Annotated in this window: 18 protein-coding genes; 2 read left to right on the top strand and 16 right to left on the bottom strand. The window is 44.1% G+C overall.

The genetic code is table 11. The features are described from left to right. Positions 1-263 precede the first annotated feature (263 nt). Positions 264-1,082 (bottom strand): purine-nucleoside phosphorylase, encoded by an 819-nt coding sequence (locus B3763_RS06430; protein WP_286744925.1) that lies wholly within the window; start codon positions 1,080-1,082, stop codon positions 264-266. A gap of 236 nt (positions 1,083-1,318) precedes the next feature. On the opposite strand from B3763_RS06430, the gene B3763_RS06425 reads away from it, so the two are divergent. After that, positions 1,319-1,846 carry an NADPH-dependent FMN reductase gene (locus B3763_RS06425; RefSeq protein ID WP_189630194.1) on the top strand — a complete coding sequence of 176 codons (528 nt, stop codon included), beginning with the start codon at positions 1,319-1,321 and terminating at the stop codon, positions 1,844-1,846. A gap of 174 nt (positions 1,847-2,020) precedes the next feature. On the opposite strand, the gene ftsZ is transcribed toward B3763_RS06425, so the two are convergent. The 15 genes from ftsZ to B3763_RS06350 all read right to left on the bottom strand — a co-directional run bounded on the left by ftsZ (position 2,021) and on the right by B3763_RS06350 (position 19,487). After that, positions 2,021-3,589, bottom strand: coding sequence for a cell division protein FtsZ (gene ftsZ, locus B3763_RS06420; RefSeq protein WP_286744923.1), 1,569 nt, complete (start codon positions 3,587-3,589; stop codon positions 2,021-2,023). Between the two features lie 69 nt (positions 3,590-3,658). After that, positions 3,659-4,012 carry a four helix bundle protein gene (locus tag B3763_RS06415; protein ID WP_286744920.1) on the bottom strand — a complete coding sequence of 118 codons (354 nt, stop codon included), beginning with the start codon at positions 4,010-4,012 and terminating at the stop codon, positions 3,659-3,661. Positions 4,013-4,066: 54 nt separating this feature from the next. After that, positions 4,067-5,374 carry a cell division protein FtsA gene (ftsA, locus tag B3763_RS06410; RefSeq protein WP_189630190.1) on the bottom strand — a complete coding sequence of 436 codons (1,308 nt, stop codon included), beginning with the start codon at positions 5,372-5,374 and terminating at the stop codon, positions 4,067-4,069. Between the two features lie 8 nt (positions 5,375-5,382). Continuing rightward, the gene (locus B3763_RS06405; RefSeq protein ID WP_189630189.1) at positions 5,383-6,150 is read right to left on the bottom strand and encodes a cell division protein FtsQ/DivIB; all 768 of its coding nucleotides are present in this window, start codon (positions 6,148-6,150) and stop codon (positions 5,383-5,385) included. Further along, positions 6,147-7,520, bottom strand: a complete 1,374-nt coding sequence (gene murC, locus B3763_RS06400) for a UDP-N-acetylmuramate--L-alanine ligase (protein WP_286744916.1) — start codon at positions 7,518-7,520, stop codon at positions 6,147-6,149. The genes B3763_RS06405 and murC overlap by 4 nt, the downstream gene beginning before the upstream one ends. Then, on the bottom strand, positions 7,517-8,629 hold the full coding sequence (murG, locus tag B3763_RS06395) for an undecaprenyldiphospho-muramoylpentapeptide beta-N-acetylglucosaminyltransferase (protein WP_286744969.1): 1,113 nt from the start codon (positions 8,627-8,629) through the stop codon (positions 7,517-7,519). Before murG ends, murC begins: the two co-directional genes overlap by 4 nt. A gap of 1 nt (position 8,630) precedes the next feature. Continuing rightward, a complete protein-coding gene (locus tag B3763_RS06390) occupies positions 8,631-9,791 on the bottom strand; it encodes an FtsW/RodA/SpoVE family cell cycle protein (RefSeq protein ID WP_286744913.1) in 1,161 nt (386 codons plus the stop codon). Between the two features lie 186 nt (positions 9,792-9,977). Continuing rightward, a complete protein-coding gene (gene murD, locus B3763_RS06385) occupies positions 9,978-11,315 on the bottom strand; it encodes a UDP-N-acetylmuramoyl-L-alanine--D-glutamate ligase (protein WP_286744911.1) in 1,338 nt (445 codons plus the stop codon). A gap of 2 nt (positions 11,316-11,317) precedes the next feature. Next, positions 11,318-12,535: a phospho-N-acetylmuramoyl-pentapeptide-transferase gene (gene mraY / locus B3763_RS06380; protein ID WP_189630184.1), complete on the bottom strand. Its 1,218-nt coding sequence runs from the start codon at positions 12,533-12,535 to the stop codon at positions 11,318-11,320. Between the two features lie 146 nt (positions 12,536-12,681). Further along, positions 12,682-14,148 carry a UDP-N-acetylmuramoyl-L-alanyl-D-glutamate--2,6-diaminopimelate ligase gene (locus tag B3763_RS06375; RefSeq protein ID WP_189630183.1) on the bottom strand — a complete coding sequence of 489 codons (1,467 nt, stop codon included), beginning with the start codon at positions 14,146-14,148 and terminating at the stop codon, positions 12,682-12,684. Continuing rightward, on the bottom strand, positions 14,148-16,256 hold the full coding sequence (locus B3763_RS06370; protein ID WP_286744908.1) for a penicillin-binding protein: 2,109 nt from the start codon (positions 16,254-16,256) through the stop codon (positions 14,148-14,150). The genes B3763_RS06375 and B3763_RS06370 overlap by 1 nt, the downstream gene beginning before the upstream one ends. Then, entirely contained in the window at positions 16,246-16,623 is a 378-nt protein-coding gene (locus tag B3763_RS06365; protein WP_189630181.1) for an FtsL-like putative cell division protein, read from the bottom strand. Before B3763_RS06365 ends, B3763_RS06370 begins: the two co-directional genes overlap by 11 nt. Further along, entirely contained in the window at positions 16,604-17,533 is a 930-nt protein-coding gene (rsmH, locus tag B3763_RS06360) for a 16S rRNA (cytosine(1402)-N(4))-methyltransferase RsmH (protein WP_189630180.1), read from the bottom strand. Before rsmH ends, B3763_RS06365 begins: the two co-directional genes overlap by 20 nt. A gap of 6 nt (positions 17,534-17,539) precedes the next feature. After that, on the bottom strand, positions 17,540-17,986 hold the full coding sequence (mraZ, locus tag B3763_RS06355) for a division/cell wall cluster transcriptional repressor MraZ (RefSeq protein WP_189630179.1): 447 nt from the start codon (positions 17,984-17,986) through the stop codon (positions 17,540-17,542). 526 nt (positions 17,987-18,512) lie between these two features. Then, positions 18,513-19,487: a polyprenyl synthetase family protein gene (locus tag B3763_RS06350; RefSeq protein ID WP_286744902.1), complete on the bottom strand. Its 975-nt coding sequence runs from the start codon at positions 19,485-19,487 to the stop codon at positions 18,513-18,515. Between the two features lie 68 nt (positions 19,488-19,555). Here B3763_RS06350 and B3763_RS06345 point away from each other — a divergent pair, with 68 nt between their 5' ends. Then, positions 19,556-20,413, top strand: coding sequence for an alpha/beta hydrolase family protein (locus B3763_RS06345; RefSeq protein WP_286744899.1), 858 nt, complete (start codon positions 19,556-19,558; stop codon positions 20,411-20,413). Positions 20,414-20,567: the final 154 nt, after the last annotated feature.

The raw sequence follows: 20,567 nt of genomic DNA, 5'->3' as shown, positions 1-20,567 counted from the left end.
ATCCGCAATCTCATTTAGGCTCTGGAGATACCGGATAAAACAGCACTTTTTGAGAGTTTAAGGCCTGTTTTTCCGGCATGACGCTCCTTTAGTACATCGAACTCAGATTAAATAAAATGTTCAATGAAAATAAAACAGTACCTCAATTTAACCTTGAAAACGAATACTCTTACTGTGTAGAGATATCTGAAAGAACCAGTATAGTGAAATATTCAAAGGACGTTGAGACGGAACATAGGAAGCTTTGCTTCTTGTTCAATCAATCACTGTCTTCTGATCAGCTCCCTAATAATCTTGGTCATTCCCTTCTCGGCTTGTGCTGCCGCAGCCAGTATTTTCGAAATCTCTACTTTTTCCAGATTGTCAGGGTCGCAGCGATCGGTGATAGCCGATATGGCAAAAACAGGCAAATCCATATGTCGGGCCACAATGACTTCCGGAATGGTAGACATACCCACTGCATCGCCTCCAATACGGGCAATGAACCTGTATTCAGCTCGTGTCTCCAGGTTAGGTCCACTCACCCCTGCGTAAACACCCTCATGGCAACGGATACCATTTGCACGGGCTATCTCCATAGCTTCGTCAATCATCTTTCGTTCATAAGGTTCGCTCATATCCGGAAAGCGCCCTCCAAATTCATCGAGGTTAGGCCCGGTAAGTGGATTTTCTTTGGTGAGATCGATGTGATCTTCGATAATCATTAAATCTGCTACCTGAAAGTTCAGGTTCACACCCCCGGCTGCATTAGAAATGAAGAGCTTCTCTATACCCAGCATCTTCATTACCCGAACAGGAAAAGTAACCTCTTTCATATTGTACCCTTCGTAGTAATGAAAACGCCCCTGCATAGCCACTACACTTTTTCCGGCCAGCTCACCAAAAATCAGTTTACCCTGATGGCTCTCTACCGTAGACACCGGAAAATGAGGAATACTATCGTAAGAAATTTCATCAACAATTGATATCTCGTTGACCAAAGCACCCAATCCCGTACCCAGAATAATCCCAAACTGAGGCCTCACTTTTGTCTTGGATTGTATATATGTGGTGGTTTCCCTTACTTTTTCTGAATAGGTCATAGCTAATGATTTACAGTGAAAGACAAGAAGGATTGTCCGGGTCGAAATTAAACGGATATTTTCAATTGGCTGGTACAATTCCTAAAATTCCATCCAGCCGTTGCCAATCAATACACTGTCCATTGAACCTTTTATATAAAATATCAATTTGCTGTACATACATACTTTGAAATAATGCAAACAGAGGTCGGCATTTTTGGTGAATGACTTTAAGTTTGCGCAGCAAAGCCTTTAACATGATCACCATAGTAGTAGGAACAAACAGAAAAAACTCAATGAGCGGCAAAGTAGCTCATTACTACCAAGATATACTGAAGAGCAAGTTTAGCGGCCCCACTCAAATAGTAGATTTAGCCGAACTACCGGGCGACTTTGTAGGCACTGCCCTTTATGACAACAATGGTAAAAACAGCAAGTTCAACGCCATTAGGGAGCGAGTCCAGGCTTCTGATAAAATTGTATTTGTGGTGCCGGAGTATAATGGTTCTTTCCCGGGTGTATTAAAGGCTTTTATTGACGGACTAAAATACCCAGAGGGCATTCGTGATAAGAAAGGAGCTTTAATAGGTGTTTCTTCTGGAGTTCAGGGGGGTGTATTGGCTATGGCACACCTTACTGACATTTTCAACTACCTGGGTATGCACGTTTTGGCCATTAAACCTAAGCTGGCCGGAATTGAAAAGCACTGGGATGGCACCAGAATCACCAACGACTTATACAACACCCTTTTGCACCAGCATGCGGAGAAGTTGGTGACATTCTAATTCGTTTTTCATGCCGCTGAACCCATTTACCAACTGACAGGTTCGTTTGAGCCTTCTTCTTAAAAAACTAAAGCAAATTGAAGGTGACGGGAATAAAAAAAGACAGCCCATGGCAGTAGGCTTTCTTATTCACATGTCTCAACTTTTAACCGTTGATTAAGTTAAAAATTGGTTTTAGTCCACGTTGTCATGCAGAAACTTATTGTCTCCCATGATTTCGTCATCATCATTGAGATTATATCTCGAAATATTACGCTCAGATGAAGGTGAGTTTTCACTCAACCGAACTTGTCTTCGCTGGTAAGCGGGTATTTCCAAACGCTCTTTAAAGTCATCGTTGTTCATTCCATGATTAGAAGAGCCTCTTAGTCGTTCTTCTCGCAAACGAGCCTGCTCCATAAGTTTAGCACGCTTCATTTCCAAAAAGTTTTTGTTTCGCTCTTCGTAGAAATCATTATCTAACGACCTGTTTCGTGCCTCATTTTCTTCCTCATAGGGAGCTGAAGGGTATTCTTCTATCTCGTACTTTCTGGCAAGTCTGGCCAGGAAGGAGTAGCCCGAAGGATTGGCGTCTTCATCATCGTCATCGTCTTGCGACTTGCCGGTAGCTTCAGGTTGGGGCTCCGCCTTTGGAGCTTCAGCCGAACGATCGAAAAGGGAAGTTTGCGAGTGCTTAGGTGAAAGAGAGTCTTCATCTCTCAAATCGATCTCTCGATTGCTCTCCAGATCGATAACTTTTTTTCTCGATTCGCTCATTTGAGTCTTCAGTTCCGGAGCCTCAAAACCTGTAGCAATAACTGTTACGCTGATGTTTTGGCCATGATTAGGATCAATGCCATGCCCGAAGATAACCTCTGCATCATCGCCAGCTTTTTCCTGAATGTATTCTGTGATTTCAGTAAGTTCGTCCATTTGCAACTCTGCCTCTTCTCCGGAAATAATGGAAAGGAGAATTTTGGTTGCTCCATGAATGTCTTTGCTGTTTAGCAATGGAGAAGATATGGCCATTTCGGCTGCGCGCAATGCTCTGCCTTCTCCATCGGCTGTAGCAGAGCCCATTACGGCTGCTCCGGCACCTTTCATTACGGTTTGAACATCCATGAAGTCTACATTGACATAGCCCGGTACGGTAATAATTTCTGCAATACCTTTGGCTGCTGTAGTCAACACATTATCGGCCTCTCCAAAGGCTTTGCTGATGGGCAGGTTACCGTGCACCTCACGAAGTTTATCGTTAAGTATTACCAAAACTGTATCGCAGTTCTCTTTGAGCTCAGCAATACCTTTATTGGCCGCTTCCATTTTCTTTTTGCCTTCAAAGCTAAATGGAGCAGTAACTATACCTACTGTGAGCAGATCCATGTCTCTGGCAATTTTGGCAATTACAGGAGCAGCTCCTGTACCAGTTCCACCGCCCATTCCGGCCGTTATAAATACCATTTTGGTATCGTCCGAAAGCATGGTGCGAATTTCTTCCTTGCTTTCAATAGCGGCATTTTTACCAATATCAGGATTGGCGCCAGCCCCAAGCCCTTCGGTGAGCCCAACACCAAGCTGAAGCCTGTTGGGTACAGGGCTGCTTTTAAGTGCCTGGGCATCGGTATTACATACTACAAATTCCACATCCTTAATGCCTTGATTATACATGTGGTTTACTGCGTTACTACCGCCACCACCAACACCAATCACCTTTATGATTGATTTGTGGTGCTTTGGAAGTTCAAACATATATGAGTCTGCCATGTCGTTTGTTTTTAAGACGGAAGGCCGAAGACGGAAGACGGAAGTCTTACCAACTCAGCTCTTCCTATACTATTTTATTTTGTTTCTGAAGGCCACCAGCATATTCATCAAGTTGAATAGAGACTGGTAATAACTTTCGAATTCTACTCCGTTTATATACTTTCTTCTTTTTGCCTTATAAATGCAAGTCACAACTTCTGCCAAAGACCTTATTGAATAACCAATGAATTTCTTCTGCTCCGGATCCGACTGACCAATTGAGCCCTCTGAAATGTTCAGAGCAATTGAATCTGCGGCTCTTAAGATTTGAGATGAAAGATTGAATTTCTCTCTATCAGGAAAAGTCAACGCTAATTCGTTAATCTCTTCTCCCAAATCCATCGCCCTTTGCCAAACCAATAGTTTTTCAAATTTGAAACTCATCGCTCATTTATTTCATGTGTGCTTACTTCGGTCTTCGGTCATCTGTCTTCCAGCTTAATATTCCCCTTTATCATGAAAGTCGTCCATCAAAAGGCCTTTGGTTTTATCAATAAGCTTGCTAAAAAACTCTGCTCCTTTCTTTTGCCCTCTGACTTCCTTTTTCACTCCACTATGGTTTCTGTTTTCATTGTAGCGGTTTTCGCGCTCATCTATGGCACGGAATCCTGAAAGTACCAAACCAACTGTGGTGGCATACATTGGGCTCTTAATGGCTTCGATCTTAGATTTACCCAAATGCTCGTTGGGATAACCAATTCTTGCATCCATGCCCGTCATGTATTCAAACAGTTGCTGCACATAAGCCAGTTGCGATCCGCCACCGGTTATCACAATACCTCCGGCCAGCTTATTGGCATAACCCGAAGTAATTATTTCTGCGTGCACCAACTCAATTATTTCCTCCATTCTGGCTTCTATAATATGGGCCAGATTTCGAATAGAAATTTCTTTTGGAGGCCTGTTTCTAAGGCCCGGAATCGAGACAATTTCATTTGGATTGGCTTCTTCTGCTATGGCCTTGCCAAACTTGGTCTTTAACAACTCAGCCTGGTTTTGCATTACCTTGAGCCCCTCCTTAATGTCGGTTGTAATAATATTGCCACCGAAAGGAATGACCGCGGTATGGCGAATTATGCTATCATGGAAAATGGCAATATCCGTAGTACCACCTCCTATATCGACCAAACAAACACCTGCTTCTTTTTCTTCATCGCTCAACACCGACATGCTGGAGGCCAACGGCTCTAAAATGAGGTTTTCGATTTCCAGCCCTGCCCGCTTAACACATTTGTTTATATTTCTTATAGCATTGGTCTGTGCTGTAATTACATGGAAGTCGGCTTCCAGTTTTACACCAGACATACCTACCGGATCTTTAATGCCATCTTCATAATCCACAATGTAGTCTTGCGGCATAACATGAATAATCTCGCAACCGGGAGGCATTACAATTTTGTGAATGTCGTTGGTGAGCCGATTGATATCTTCTACGGTGATTTCATCGTCTACCCGGTCGCGTGTAATGCTTCCATGGTGGATTGAGCTTTTAATGTGTTGACCGGCTATTCCCACATTGACTACATTGATTTCAATGCCCGATTGCTCACTCGCCTCCGCAATCGCCTTTTCAATGGCAATAATGGTTTTATCAATATTGGTTACTATTCCACGGATCACTCCGTCTGAAACGGCTTTACCCATTCCCAGAACCTCAAGTTTTCCGTATTCATTCTTGGTTCCAACTATGGCACAAATCTTAGTTGTACCGATGTCGAGTCCTACTACTATTTTGTCGTGTTGCATGGCATTGGTTAGTCACAAATTATCTGATCCTTATATTCTACATTCACCTTTGAGTAAGTGTTCCAACCTTTGGTTGGCATTATTTGCTTGAAGAAAATCTCAAGCTTCTTGAACTTCTTCTCTATGTCTTCGGCATAGCCGAATTCCAGTCGTTGATCTCCCACCTGGGGATACATAACCACATATCCTTTGCTGTTGATATCGATCTGACCTATTTGCATAGACCAGAACTTGTGGTTGTTAATGAAATTGATGAGTGTGTAAATCTTTTGGGCATACTCTTCTTCTTTCACCGACTTAATGGCCATTAGTTTTTCGGTGTAGCGTCCGGTAATCACAGGTACGCGAGCGGTGTATTTGGAAGATACCGGCAACAACTCCCCCGTTTCTGCGATGTAGGCATTTTTGCCCTGTGTTCCCATTAGCCGGGCAACAGGTTTGTTTTGCCTCGCCTTTACTACCAAATGGCCTTTTAGGTCTCTGTATACCTCTGCCTCTTTTACAAAACTGTGTGACTCAATTCGCTCCTCCACTTCTTTTAAGCTTACAGGAGTAAAGCCGTCTCCCAGAATGGAGTCGTTTTCGTTTTGCATTATGAGTTCCATTACATCGCTTTCATCGACAAAGAAGTTCTCAAAGGCATTTTCTATCTCTACATTTATTTCTTCTACTCTATATCCAAAGTCTCGTTTCTCTACCGAACTGGCCAGAATAACCAATAGGGCACATCCGGCTATAATCCCCAGCACTCTCAATACATTCTCTTTTGTTTTCATGACAATGCACGTTTTAAGGGTTGAACTAACTTATCTATATCGCCTGCCCCCACAGTTAAAAGCACTTGGGGTTGCCAGGCTTTTATATGATCTATCAAGCTTTCTTTGCTTGATACCATCTTCTTTTCGGCAGAAATACCATCCATGAGCATCTCTGAATTCACTCCTTCCATAGCAAGTTCCCTGGCAGGGTATATATCCAGCAAGATCACTTCATCGGCCAAAGACAAACTCTCAGAAAACTCTTGAGCGAAGTCTCTGGTACGACTGAAAAGATGTGGCTGAAAAACAACCGTAATCTTTTTGCCTGCAAACAGGTCTTTTACCGATTTGAGCAGAGCAGCAATCTCTACAGGGTGGTGAGCATAGTCGTCTATGAACACCAGATCATCTCGCTTAATAATGAATTCAAACCTGCGTTTGACTCCACGATAGCTCTCTACAGCTTTTTTAATGGATTCGTCTTTAGCCCCTATATGCCTGCTAACAGATATGGCTGCAAGCATATTTTCCACATTGTGATAGCCGGGAACATTGAGGCGTATACCTTCAATGGTTTTCTCTCCATTCTTATAATCGAAAATAAAAGAGGCCTCTTCAAAGCGAATGTTTTCGGCAGTAATGGAAGCCTCTGAAAGCGCATAGCCTTCATGGTTAAGCTCATGACCTGAAACAAGCTCAGTGGCCAACTCATTTTTCACAAAGAGTTTCCCTTCTTGCTTTATTCTTTTTATAAAGTCCCTAAACGAGTCTTTCAACGCATCCTTATGGCCATAAATATCCAGGTGATCAGCATCGGCCGAAGTCACTACAGCCCATTCGGGATGTAAAGTGAGGAATGATCTATCGAACTCATCGGCCTCAATCACAGCAATGGCCTCACTGGTTTCGTTGAGGATCATATTGGTGTCGTAGTTGGCACTTATTCCTCCAAGAAAACCGGCCACATCGAACCCTGACTCTTTTAACAGGTGCACAACCATCGATGAAGTAGTGGTTTTGCCGTGGGTTCCGGCCACTGCCACACTGCGCATGTTTTGGGTAATGATTCCCAGCACTTGTGATCTCTTGAGCACTTCAAATCCTTTATCCTTCAGCCAGTTTAATTCTGAATGGTCTTTGGGTATAGCCGGAGTGTAGATAATCAAGCTACCTTCGGGGTTTGCCTTTACCTCTGCATCGATCAGGTCAATATTATCATCAAAGTGAATCTCGATTCCTTCCTGAATTAACCTGGTGGTCAACTCCGTTGAGGTGCGATCGTAGCCAGACACACGCTTTCCGTTGTGCTTGAACCAACGGGCCAAAGCACTCATGCCAATACCACCGATACCGACAAAATAGACGCTATGTATCTTTTCTAACTTCATGCGATGAGTTTCACTATTTCATCTACAATTTCATTGGCCGCATTGGGCTTGGCCATAGCCTTTATATTCTTGCTCAGCTGAGCTTTTTTCTCTTCATCTTTCAGCAGTTCGATGGCTCTATCAATGAGCACCTCTCTTGCCTCAACGTCTTTTACCAATACCGCAGCCTTGTTTTCTACCATGGCCTGGGCATTCTTGGTTTGATGGTCTTCTGCCACATTGGGCGAAGGCACGAAAATGGTGGGCTTACCTGCAATACTCAACTCCGATACTGAGAGAGCTCCTGCTCTGCTAATCACCACATCGGCCACGGCATAGGCCAGGTCCATCTCTTTCAGGAATTCAAAAAGCTTCACCAGATCGTTTTGAGGCACTTCTGATAGCTTGTTCTGCATTTCTGCATGGTAGAATTTACCACACTGCCAAAGCACCTGCACTTGTGCATCAATTAGCTTCTGAATATTCAGAATCATGCTGTCATTTAGAGTTCTTGCCCCCAAGCTGCCGCCTAAAACCAATAATACAGGCCTATCGGCCCGCAGCCCAAAATGGCTGAGACCAGTATCCCTTTTATTGGTCAGTTCGGTAATGTCCTTTCTCACCGGGTTGCCCGTGAGTACCACCTTCTCGGCCGGAAAGAAGCGATCCATCTGCGGATACGCCACGCATATTTTCTGTACCTTCCTGGCCAACATTTTATTGGTTAAACCTGCATAAGAGTTTTGCTCTTGCACAATGGCAGGAATCTTATGCTTAACTGCCATTCTCAACAACGGACCGGAGGCGTAACCTCCAACTCCTACTGCCGCATGTGGCTTAAACCGTTTTATGATCTTCTTACTCTTTAGCAGGCTATCGACCACTTTGAGGGGAAAAGAAAGATTATCGAGCGTGAGCTTGCGCTGAAGCCCACTGATCCAAAGCCCCTTGATGGTATAGCCCGCTTCAGGCACTTTTTGCATCTCCATTTTGCCCTTGGCACCAACGAACAAAATCTCTGCTTCAGGAAAGCGAGTTTTGAACGCGTTGGCTATGGCTATGGCCGGATACACATGCCCTCCGGTGCCTCCACCGCTAATAATTAATCGATATGGTTCTTTCTTTTCGATGTTATGCAGTTCTTAATTTATTCTTCATGTCGCCACTGATGGCCGAAAAGTCTTCTTGCTCACCTCGGCTCACGCTGAGGATAATTCCCAGTGATAGTCCGGTGAATAGCAGGGAGGTACCTCCCATACTTATGAGCGGAAGTGTCTGGCCTGTTACCGGCCCGAGCCCCACTACAACCCCAATATTTACCAGTGCCTGAATGACTATGGCAAAAGTTAGCCCTGCCGAAAGCAGGCCTCCAAAGGCCCTATCGCTATTGGCTACTACCCGCATGCCTCTATACAGTAATACCAGGTAGAGAAAGAGCACCATAACACCGCCAACCAAGCCATACTCTTCAATGATGATTGCATAGGCAAAGTCTGAGTATGCTTCCGGCAAAAAATTTCGTTGAATACTTTCGCCAGGCCCATTACCTAAAATTCCGCCTGTAGCAATGGCCATGTTAGCCACCTGAGCCTGATAAGGCACTTCGGTTGGATTGAGGAACGACCGGACTCTGTTCATAGCTGTTTCGCCTCGTTGCCCCACCTTCATAGCTACGAAGCCTGCAAAGGCACCAACTACCAGAAGCATGGCCAAATACTTTACCGGTACACGGCCTATGAAGAGCAGAAGCATACAGGTAGCAAACAGCATGACGGCTGTTGAAATGTTGGTCATGGCGATGAGGGCACAAATGCCCCCACACCAGGCCAACATTGGAATTAAAGATTCTTTAAAGTCATCTATTTTTTGCTGACGTTTGGCCAACATTGTAGCCAAGGCAGCAATAAGAGCCAATTTTGCCAGATCTGAAGGCTGAAACTGCAGCCCAACAAACGGAAGTACAATCCATCGATTGGCACCGTTTACCTGAGACCCCCACTGCCACGCATAAAGCAACAGGGGCACCGAAAGTAGCAGTGCAAAATGAGTGAGCTTTGCATAGTACCTATAGTCTATCTTATGAGCCACCCACATAACAAATAATGACAAGCCCACCATAATGGTGTGGCGAATCAAAAATTTCTCGGTGTTTACTCCTGCCCTATAGGCCAATGAACCCGTGGCACTATACACTACCAGAATACCAAAAACAGACAGGCAGATAACTACCAGCCAGATGACTGGGTCACCCTGGATATTCTTATCTGTCCAACTTTTTACCTTATCTAGCATTCTACTTTCTACCCCCTTGTATTCCCCCTGACAGGGGGAAATTGGGTTTCGTTTATGTTTTTTGACCTCATCATAATGATGAGGGTTCTTCTTTTCAAATTCCAACCCCTAATCGAGTGGAATCTAACTTCTCCCCTCTCAAGGGAGACTCAGAGGGGTATTACCCCCGACCCCTAAAGGGGTACATCAGAGTTCCAGTACTGCCTTTTTGAACTGGTTTCCTCTGTCCACATAATTCTGGAACAGATCGAAACTGGAGCAAGCCGGAGACAGCAACACAATGTCTCCCGGTTTGGCAAGTTCTTTGGCCCAGCGCACAGCCTGGATCAAATCGTCAGTAGACCTTACTACCGGCACCAAATTCTCGAAAGACGTAATGAGCTTGGAATTATCTTTTCCCAGGCAGATCAGCGCCTTCACTTTGTCCTGCACCAGTTGGTTTACCAGGTTATATTCATTGCCCTTATCAATTCCTCCGGCAATCCACACAATTGGGTTTTCGAAGGCATCGAGGGCATATTTTACGGAATCAAGATTGGTTGCTTTGGAATCGTTGATGTACTCTACTCCATTGAGTTCGCGGACAGGTTCCAGCCTGTGCTCAGCTCCCTTGAAAGTCTTGAGTGCCTCAAGCAATGCTTCCGGTGAAACACCAGCCACAAGGGCAGCATTTCCGGCAGCGGCTGCATTCAACGCATTGTGTAGTCCCTTGATTGAGATATCTGCTCTGGGGGCAGATACCTCAATACCATTAGGGACATAAAACAACCTATCATTTTGTATATAAGTTATCTCAGCAGCGTCTCCGCTGAGCGAAAAGGGATGTACATTGAGGCCACGAGTGGCTTTAGCAATGCCTTCCCCGATTTGGGGGTCATCCTGCCAATAGACAGCATGACGTCCCAGGTGTACAAGGTGAAATATGCGCATCTTCGATGCGATATATTTTTGGAAGTCGTAGTCATATCTATCCAGATGATCCGGTGTGATATTCAACAAGACCCCTATTTCTAATTTCAATTCGTAGGAATCATCTAACTGGAAACTGCTCAGTTCGAGCACATACCAATCGAAGTTTTCCGTGAGCACCTGACGTGCGAAACTGGTTCCTACATTGCCCGCTAGCCCTACATTGAATCCACCCGTTTTCAGGATGTGATAAGTGAGCATTGCAGTTGTGGTTTTACCGTTTGTTCCGGTAATTCCTATGAGTTTTGCATTGGTGAATTGCGCTGCGAACTCGATCTCCGATATGATCAGATTTCCATTAGCTCTCAGCTTTTGAATCAACTCAGCCTTTTCCGGTATACCTGGACTCTTTACAACAAGATCAGCCTGTAGTACTTTTTCCGTTGTATGCTTCCCAGACTCAAACTCAATTCTATTATCCTGAAGCTCTTTGAGATATTGCTCTTTGATCGACCCAGCGTCAGATACGAAAACCTCATAGCCCTTTGCTTTTCCAAGCAAGGCTGCTCCGATTCCGCTTTCTCCAGCACCTAGTATGACCAACTTTCTTTTCAAGCCTATCTCAGTTTCAATGTTGCCAAAGCAATAATTGCCAGCAGGATTCCCACAATCCAGAATCGCGTAACGATTTTAGGCTCCGGGATTTCCATTTTCTGGTAGTGGTGGTGAAGCGGAGACATCTTAAAGATTCTTCTACCTTCACCGTATTTCTTTTTAGTGTATTTGAAATAGCTCACCTGTATAATCACAGAGAGGTTTTCTATCACGAAGATTCCGCACAACACCGGAATCAGAAGTTCTTTTCGAAGTACCAGGGCCAATACAGCAATAATTCCTCCGAGGGAAAGACTCCCGGTATCGCCCATAAATACCTGGGCGGGGTATGAGTTGTACCAAAGAAAGCCTACACAAGCACCCACAAAAGCCGTACAGAAGATTACCAGCTCTCCGGATCTTGGAATGAACATTACATTGAGGTAATCGGAGAAGATGGCATTACCTGAGATATAGGCCAATATGGCGAGTGTGAGGCCTATAATTGCTGAAGTACCGGCTGCCAGTCCATCGATTCCATCGGTAATGTTTGCCCCATTGGAGATGGCCGTAACAAAGAAAATGACAATTAAGATGTATATACCTGCTGTAATCAGTTCATTCTCGGTCGGATTCAGCTTGCTATAATCCAATTCATTGTTTTTTACAAAAGGAATGGTAGTAGTGGTAGACTTTGAATCGGTATAGCTTACTATTTGTTCTTCACCCTCTTGCTGAATTTCTACTGGGGTTTTATTGAATTCTCTCACCACAACATCGTCACTAAAGAACAGGGTTGCTCCCACAATTAAACCTACACTTACCTGCCCTACCACTTTGAATTTGCCGGCAAGGCCTTCTTTATTCTTCTTGAATACTTTGATGTAGTCATCCAGGAAGCCAATTCCACCTAAGACCAAAGTGGTTACCAACAAGAGAATGACATATATATTCTCAAGCTTGGCGAACAACAAGGTTGGAATAACAATGGCGGCAATAATAATGAGCCCACCCATTGTTGGAGTTCCTTTTTTCTGCATCTGACCTTCCAGCCCTAAGTCACGTATGGTTTCTCCTACCTGCTTTTTTCTAAGCATGGTAATAAGCGACTTACCAAATGTGATGGTGATGAGCAACGAAACCAGCACAGCCATACCTGCCCTAAAGGAGATATACTGAAAAACTCCAGCCCCTATCAGGTCATATTCTCTATCTAAGAAGTCGAATAAATAGTATAGCATTTACAGTTTTCTGTTTCTCGTTTTAAGTTTCAAGCCATTTCCGATATCGGATTTTTGATCTACACTGTATTTCGAACCTATACCGGATTCGCATGAGGCATTGTTCGTATAACCCAAATCGTAAATCGTAAACTGCATATCGTACATCATTTCTGGTGCATTAGATTTAGCATTTCACTCAACACCTTTCGGTCGTCAAAGTCGCTTCGCACTCCTTTGATTTCCTGATAAGTCTCGTGCCCTTTTCCGGCCACCAGTATTATATCGTTGGGTTCGGCCATAGCACAAGCTGCTTTTATGGCTTCCCTGCGGTCTTCAATAACCAATGTCTTCCTAAAATTGGAGGGGGAAACCCCTGCCTGCATGTCTTTCAAAATATCTCCCGGCTCTTCGAATCGGGGATTGTCTGAAGTCAGTATTACCTTATCGCTCAAGTCACAGGCTATCTTGGCCATAACAGGCCTCTTCTCTTTGTCTCTGTTGCCCCCGCAGCCCACTACCGTAATCACCTTTTCGTTACCGGTTCTAAACTCCTTAATGGTTGAGAGTACATTTTCCAGGGCATCGGGCGTATGAGCGTAATCGACCAGTGCCGTAATGCCTGTATTTGAATTGACCTGCTCGAATCTTCCGGGAGCTGGATTCAAACTAGACAACTGCTCAAGCACCATGCTTTCGTCTTCTCCCAACAGTACAGCCGCACCATACACCGCCAACAGATTATAGGCATTGAAATCGCCTATAAGCTTAAACCAAACACTCTTTCCGTCAATATCCAGTTCTAAACCCTGTAGTGTATTGGAAAGAATTTTGGCTTTAAAGGCTGCCATAGATTTTAGTGCATATTTATGCTTGGCTGCCTTGGTATTCTGGAGCATTACTGCTCCCCTTTTGTCATCGGCATTAACCAAAGCGAAGGCTGTCGATGGTAGCCCATCGAACAGCAACTTCTTCGCTTTGATGTACTCATCGAAAGTTTTATGATAGTCCAGGTGTTCATGTGAAAGGTTTGTAAAGACAGCTCCTTCATACTTAAGTCCTGCAATTCTGTTTTGCACGATAGCATGGGAACTCGATTCCATAAAACAATGAGTACAGCCTTTGGCCACCATCTGTGCCAAAGTTTTATTTAAAGTGATAGCATCCGGAGTAGTGTGTGTAGCCGGAAGCTCCTCTTCATTAATTTTGTTTACTACAGTAGAAAGCAGACCGGCATTGTAACCAAGCAACCGAAACAGCTGGTGCAATAGCGTAACACAAGTGGTTTTTCCGTTGGTGCCGGTTACTCCCACCAGCTTAAGCTTCTCTGAAGGATTGCCATAGTAATTGGCGGCCATAAAGCCGAGGGCTTTGGAAGAATCCTTCACCTGCACAAAAGCAACATTATTGACCAAAGACTCTGGTAGCTCTTCGCAAACTACTGCTACGGCACCCTTTTCTATAGCCATTTCTATATACTCGTGGCCATCGGCCTGAGTACCACGAACTGCTACAAAAGCGGTTCCGGCCTCCACTTTTCTGGAGTCAAAGGCAATGGCTTTTACTTCGGTTTCCATATTGCCTGAAACCGACTGCAACGAGACTTTATACAATATGTCTTTCAATACAGCCATTAGCCTAATTCCAATTCTATTGTTGCTCCTTTAGTTGCCCGAACACCAGCTCCAACCGACTGTCTTTTCACGCGGCCGCTGCCTGAAGCCAAAACTTTTAACCCTATATTTTCAAGGATGTATACCGCATCGCGCAAGGTCATTCCTTCCACATTGGGCACCAATCCTGTATTGTCATGATTTTTCTTCCAAATGACTACGTTATTATTCACCGAACTCCTTACCCAATCGCTAGCCTGCTCATCAGCATAGTTAGATATGCCCAATTGATTACATAGCTCATTGAGTTCCTCTAGCCTTCCGGCTCGTATTACAGGAAATATACCATTGTTGGCGGCAGTATACTGAGGAGTGAAGGAGTCATGTATATCGAGGTTTTGAGCATAAATCATATCGGCTATTTCTTTGAAAACCGGTGCAGAAACATCTCCACCATAACGATTCCAACCTCTTGGGTTATCGATAATAACTATGCACGAATAGAGTGGATCTTCTGCCGGAAAGTAGCCGGCAAAAGAGGCATAGTAGCTCTGTGTCATATAGCGCCCATTAACCAAACGCTGGGCGGTACCGGTTTTCCCGGCAATCTTATAATGCTCGTTCTTAATGTTTTGGGCCGTACCACGTTCTACCACCCCTTCAAGCATAAGACGCAGCTTCTGCAATGTTTCGTCAGAAGCAATCTTTTTATTCAGCACTTTGGGCTTAAATACCTCAACCGGCTTATTGGCTCTGTTGATGCTTTTTACAATGATGGGTTGAATCATTTTACCATCGTTGGCAACAGCATTATAAAAAGCCAATGTTTGCAGAGGAGTCAGGCCGGTCTCGTAACCTACAGACATCCACGGCAAGCTGGATCCGGACCAGGACGGATCGCTCGGATCTTTAATATAGGGTTCACCTTCGCCCAATAATTGAAAGCCAAGGGGCTGACCTAAGCCAGTTTCTTTGATGAGATCGACAAACTCCTTTGGGTTATCTCCAAAATGCTCAGTCACCAGTTTAGCTATACCCACGTTAGAGGATTTTTCGAATACATCCTGAACGGTTATCTTCCCATATCCTCCACGTTTCACATCAGTAAGCTTGAGCTTACCATCAAAAAACTCAATGGTACCATCACCGGTATCCACACTGTCGGTCAACTCCACCTTGCCTGATTCCAGCAAAGCCAACATGGTAGCTAACTTAAAAGTAGACCCTGGATCGTTTGTAGTACCTATGGCAAAGTTGTATGTCTCGGCATAGTTACCGGACTCAAGTTTTTCCAGATTAGAAATAGCCTTAATTTCTCCCGTTTTTACCTCCATTAAAACCACAGCTCCATAGTTGGCCTGATAGGTTGAAAGAGCTCTAAGCAAGGCATTTTGTGCTACATCTTGCAGGTTAATATCTATAGTAGTATGAATATCATAACCATCTACCGGACGCACATCGGTTGAGGCATATACGGGCTTCCAGTTTCCACCAGCCACTCTCTGAAAAAGACCCTCACCATTTTTACCGGAGAGGTAATCATTAAAACTAGCTTCAATACCTACTACGCCTTTTCCATCTCCATTAACTCTGCCAATGGTTCGCTGAGCCAGCTTTTTAAATGGGCGATGTCGATCATCAATCTTTTCGAAAATCACACCACCGCGCATTTGCCCTAAACGAAATATTGGCCAGGTGAGCATTTCCTGGCGCCCCTGGTAATTGACCAACTCTCGGTTGAGAATGAGGTATCTGCTTTTCATTTGCCGAGCTTCCGAGATCTTCTTCTTATAGTAGTCTGAAGAATGATCCCGGAAATATTTCGACAGTAGATGTGAAAGGGAGTCTATATTAGACGTAAATGTTTTATTATCGACCAAAGACGGATCGAAGGCCAACCTGTAAAATGGCAGCGAAGTTGCCAGCAGATCGTTTCCTGAAGCATAAATGCTTCCACGGGTAGCCTTAATGGTTCTATAATCCAGGCTACTTTCTTCTGCCAATTGCCTCCAGTGATCACCTTCAATCATCTGGATATCGACCAGCCTATAAATGACAGCGAAAACAAATAACACTGCCACCAAAAAGGCTATCCTTACCCTTAACAGTATGGAGTGCTTAATATTCATCTTCGTCTACAACAATTTTGATTGGCGGTTCTTTGCTTTCTTCCAAACCAAGCTCTTTTACCTTCTTGGCTACTTCAGATTGCTTACTGCTGAACATATACTCTGCTTCAAGAGTAGTTACGTCAGCTCGCAAATCTTCCACTTCCTCTTCGAGCCTATCCAGCTCGCGAGTTGCTCTTTCGGCATAGTGGTTATTCCAAACATAGATGATACCCAACAAGACCGCGAAGACTACTTTTGGGAGATACTTGACCGGAAAACCGGACTCCCAGGCAGAACCTAACTTTAAACCGGACGCCAAAAACCCGAAGAATCCCTTCCCCGAGCCCTGCTTTTCCGATTTAACTTTAAACCTGTTTTCTGCCATTTTCAATACGCTCAGCTACGCGAAGCTTTGCACTTCTCGATCGGCTGTTTTTTGTTAGTTCTTGTTGGTTTGCCGTTACCGGCTTTCTATTCACTGCCCTAAAGGGCTTTAATTCATTTCCAAAAAAATCTTTCTCCACCTCGCCAAACACCTTGCCTTTGTTGATGTAGTTTTTGACCATCCGATCTTCCAGCGAGTGATAACTCATGACCACCAGCCTTCCTCCCGGATTGAGCACTTCTGCCGACTGCTGCAAAAACTCCTCTAGCGCACCCATCTCGTCATTTACCTCAATGCGAATGGCCTGAAACACCTGAGCGAAGTACTTATTCTCCTTACCTCGCGGAGCAAACTTCTTCAACAGCTCGATTAAATCGAAGGTAGTCTCGAAAGGCCGCGAAAAACGACTCGACACAATGGCAGCCGCCAACGATCGGGCATTTTTCACCTCGCCATAAATACCCAAAACCTTATGCAGGTCTTTTTCTTCGTATTCATTGACTACGGTTTTTGCCGTCTTTTGAGCCGACCGATCCATGCGCATATCCAACTCAGCGTTACCCCGGGTAGAAAACCCTCGAGAAGCCTCATCGATTTGATGCGATGAAATACCTAAGTCTGCCAAAATACCATCAACTCTAGACACCCCATGCAACTTTAAAAACCGCCTGAGGTACCTGAAATTGGCTTGTACGAATGTGAAAGAACGATTATCTATTTCTTCTGCATTTAACCTGGCATCCTCATCCTGGTCGAACCCGAAAAGCCTGCCAGCCCCAGATAAATGCTTAAGTATTTCTTTTGAATGCCCTCCTCCACCGAAGGTCACATCCACGTAAATTCCGTCAGGTTTGATGTTGAGCCCATGAATGCATTCCTGAAGCATTACAGGCACATGATATTCAGCCATTACTTGTTATTCTTCAGCCAAGTACTTTTCGGCAAGCTTTGAATACTCCGAAGTGTCATTAATGAGGTTCTCCTCATACAGATCAGGATTCCAGATCTCAACCCGGTTGCCCAACCCCACTAAAACCACCTCCTTCTCCAACGAAGCATAACTCATCATTCGGGCCGGAATGTTGATTCTACCAGAACCATCCATTTCTATCTCCAGATTTCCCCGAAAGAAACTCCTTTGAAACCTCCTATACTCCTCGTTGAATTCACTCAAAGACCGAACACGGTTGATAATCTTTTTATACTCGATCATAGGATACAAAACCAGACAAGACTCAAAGCCACGCCTAAGCACGAGCTCCTGAGTAGCCACATCGGGCAAAGCAGACTTAACCTTGGCCGGTAAAGCAAGCCTTCCTTTAGCGTCTAGCTTACAATCATATTCACCAGTAAAAAAAGTCATTACACACCTGAACTAATACAAAGATAGAAAAACATTCCACTTCACCCCACTTTTTTCCTTTTTTTCCCACTTTGACTGAAAATTTAAGAAAATCATTCGATTTTGCGCTACCTGAGCTCATTTCTTTTCATTAACCCACCTCACGCAACAAAATCGTAAATAGCTGTAAATCAGATAAATAATATCAAATCCCAAGCTATTGTGTCGAAAAAACATGAACTGTGAAGAAAAGTGGTATGCGGTGGGAGATTTCCCCAAGATTTTCAAAAACCAGACGTCCTGAGCCAAATTTAAGACCCAAAATTGGTACTCAACCTCTTATTAAGCTCAACAAAATCACCGTCTGACGCATGACGTTTGACCACTACAATTGAGCCGTTCTAACCAAAGTTTGAGGCGGACAATAAGGTTATAATCAAATAGAATTGTTGTTAGGGAGACGAGGCTCAGAAGCCTTGTCGGACTACAAGTAAATACTTAAACTACTAACTGAATAGCACCCGTTGAAGATCTTCATCGGGTGTTACTATTTTGAACGTTCAATGGTAAACTGCACAAGATCGAACAAACTCTGGCGGTAGGCCGTTTCGGGCAAATCTAAAAGCACCTCTCGCGATTTCTGATAATACCCCTGCATTACCTCCTTAGCGTACTCAATACCCCCGGACTGCTTCACATAGTCTATTACCTCTTGTACTTTTTTATTGGTTTGCCTGTTGCTCTTTACAATACTCTTGATTCTTCGTCTATCTCCATTACTGGCCTTGGAAAGAGCATAAATAAGCGGAAGGGTCATTTTCTTTTCCTTAATATCTATCCCCAATGGCTTGCCAATTTCACTGGTGCCATAATCAAAGAGATCGTCTTTTATCTGGAAAGCCATACCTACGTTAAGACCAAACTCTTTCATTTTTTGAATGGTTTGCAAAGACGCCCCCGATGAAGCCGCCCCTACCGCACAGCATGAAGCAATGAGCGAGGCGGTTTTCTGCCTGATCACATCATAGTAGATTTCTTCCGTAATATCCAGGTTGCGGGCCTTGGCCATTTGAAGCAACTCTCCTTCAGACATCTCGCGAACAGCCTCTGAGACTATCTTTAGCAGGTCGAAATCTTCATGATCTACCGAGAGCAACAACCCGCGTGATAACAGGTAATCGCCCACCAATACGGCAATCTTATTTTTCCAAAGTGCATTGATAGAGAAAAACCCTCTTCTGAAGTTCGAATCGTCTACCACATCATCGTGCACCAAGGTGGCAGTGTGCAGTAATTCTATTAAAGAAGCTCCTCTGTAGGTTCTATCGGTAATTTGCCCACAGGCTCCTGCTGTAAGAAATACAAACATAGGGCGCATTTGTTTTCCTTTGCGCTTCACTATGTAACTCATGATTTTATCGAGCAAGAAGACTTTGCTCTTCATGAAGGAACGGAATTTCTCCTCGAAATCTATCATTTCCGAGGCTATGGGCGCCTGTATTTCTTTGAGTTGAAGAGCCATTAGACTTGAGTGCTACAATATTAATAGGTAAACTAGCAACGGCAAAAACATAAACATAAATTCGAAGGATGGAGGTGCAGGAACTGACGAAAAAAGAACTTTTAATTGAAGGAAGCTTAAATCAAAAACCAATAACTGCCGATATTACCTATCTAAACAATGGTATTGCCAAGCCCATCATTCTCTTTGCCCATGGCTTTAAGGGATTTAAAGATTGGGGGCCCTGGTTTCTTCTTTCGGAAAAAGCAGCTCTGGAGGGCTTCTGCTTTCTCAAGTTCAACTTTTCTTACAATGGCGTAACTCCTGAAAATCTAAATGAGATTACAGACAAGGAGGCTTTTGGCTACAACAATTTTAGCCGGGAAATTGAAGATATAGACAGGCTCCTTACCTATCTGGAACTAACCCTGAGCAAGGAAATACAAAACTTAGACCTAAACCGCATATACCTGATCGGGCACAGCCGCGGAGGGGGTATATCTATTATTAAAGCGGCAGAAGATGCTCGAATAAAAAAGCTGGCCACATGGGCTTCTGTCCACGACTTTGCTTCTCGTTTTACCGAAGCTGAACTCACTTACTGGAAAACTCATGGGGTGGTGTATGTAAAAAACTCCCGAACCGGAGAAGATTACCCCATGTACTATCAGTTTGCCGAAGATTTCTCCAGAAACGGAGACCGATTCCTTATAGCCAGGGCTATGGAGAAAGTATGGCAACCAATGCTTATTATACATGGCACAAACGATGAAACTGTCAATATAAATGCAGCTTTTCAACTGCATCAATGGAAACCGGAGAGCAAGCTTTTTATCCTGAACAAGGCCAACCATACTTTTGGAGCTCGGCATCCGCACATGGATAAAAACCTACCTCAAGACCTTGAATTGGCTTTGGAAAAGACCTTAACCTTCTTTAATGACTGACACCCCCTACTGACGCTTGGGTACAAATCTTAGCTGCAGTTCAAGACCTATGTAGGCGTGCCTTCCTGCACGGCCACGCACCTCTTTACTCAGCCAGTTGTAGGTTACTTTAAGAGTAGAGTTTTCTGAGCTGGTAGCCCACCCCAGGCGCATG

This window comes from Roseivirga sp. UBA1976 (assembly GCF_002336325.1).
Taxonomy (GTDB): domain Bacteria; phylum Bacteroidota; class Bacteroidia; order Cytophagales; family Cyclobacteriaceae; genus Roseivirga; species Roseivirga thermotolerans.
Note: the sequence above shows the minus strand (reverse complement) of the source record. Positions and strands in the feature narration are given on the sequence as shown.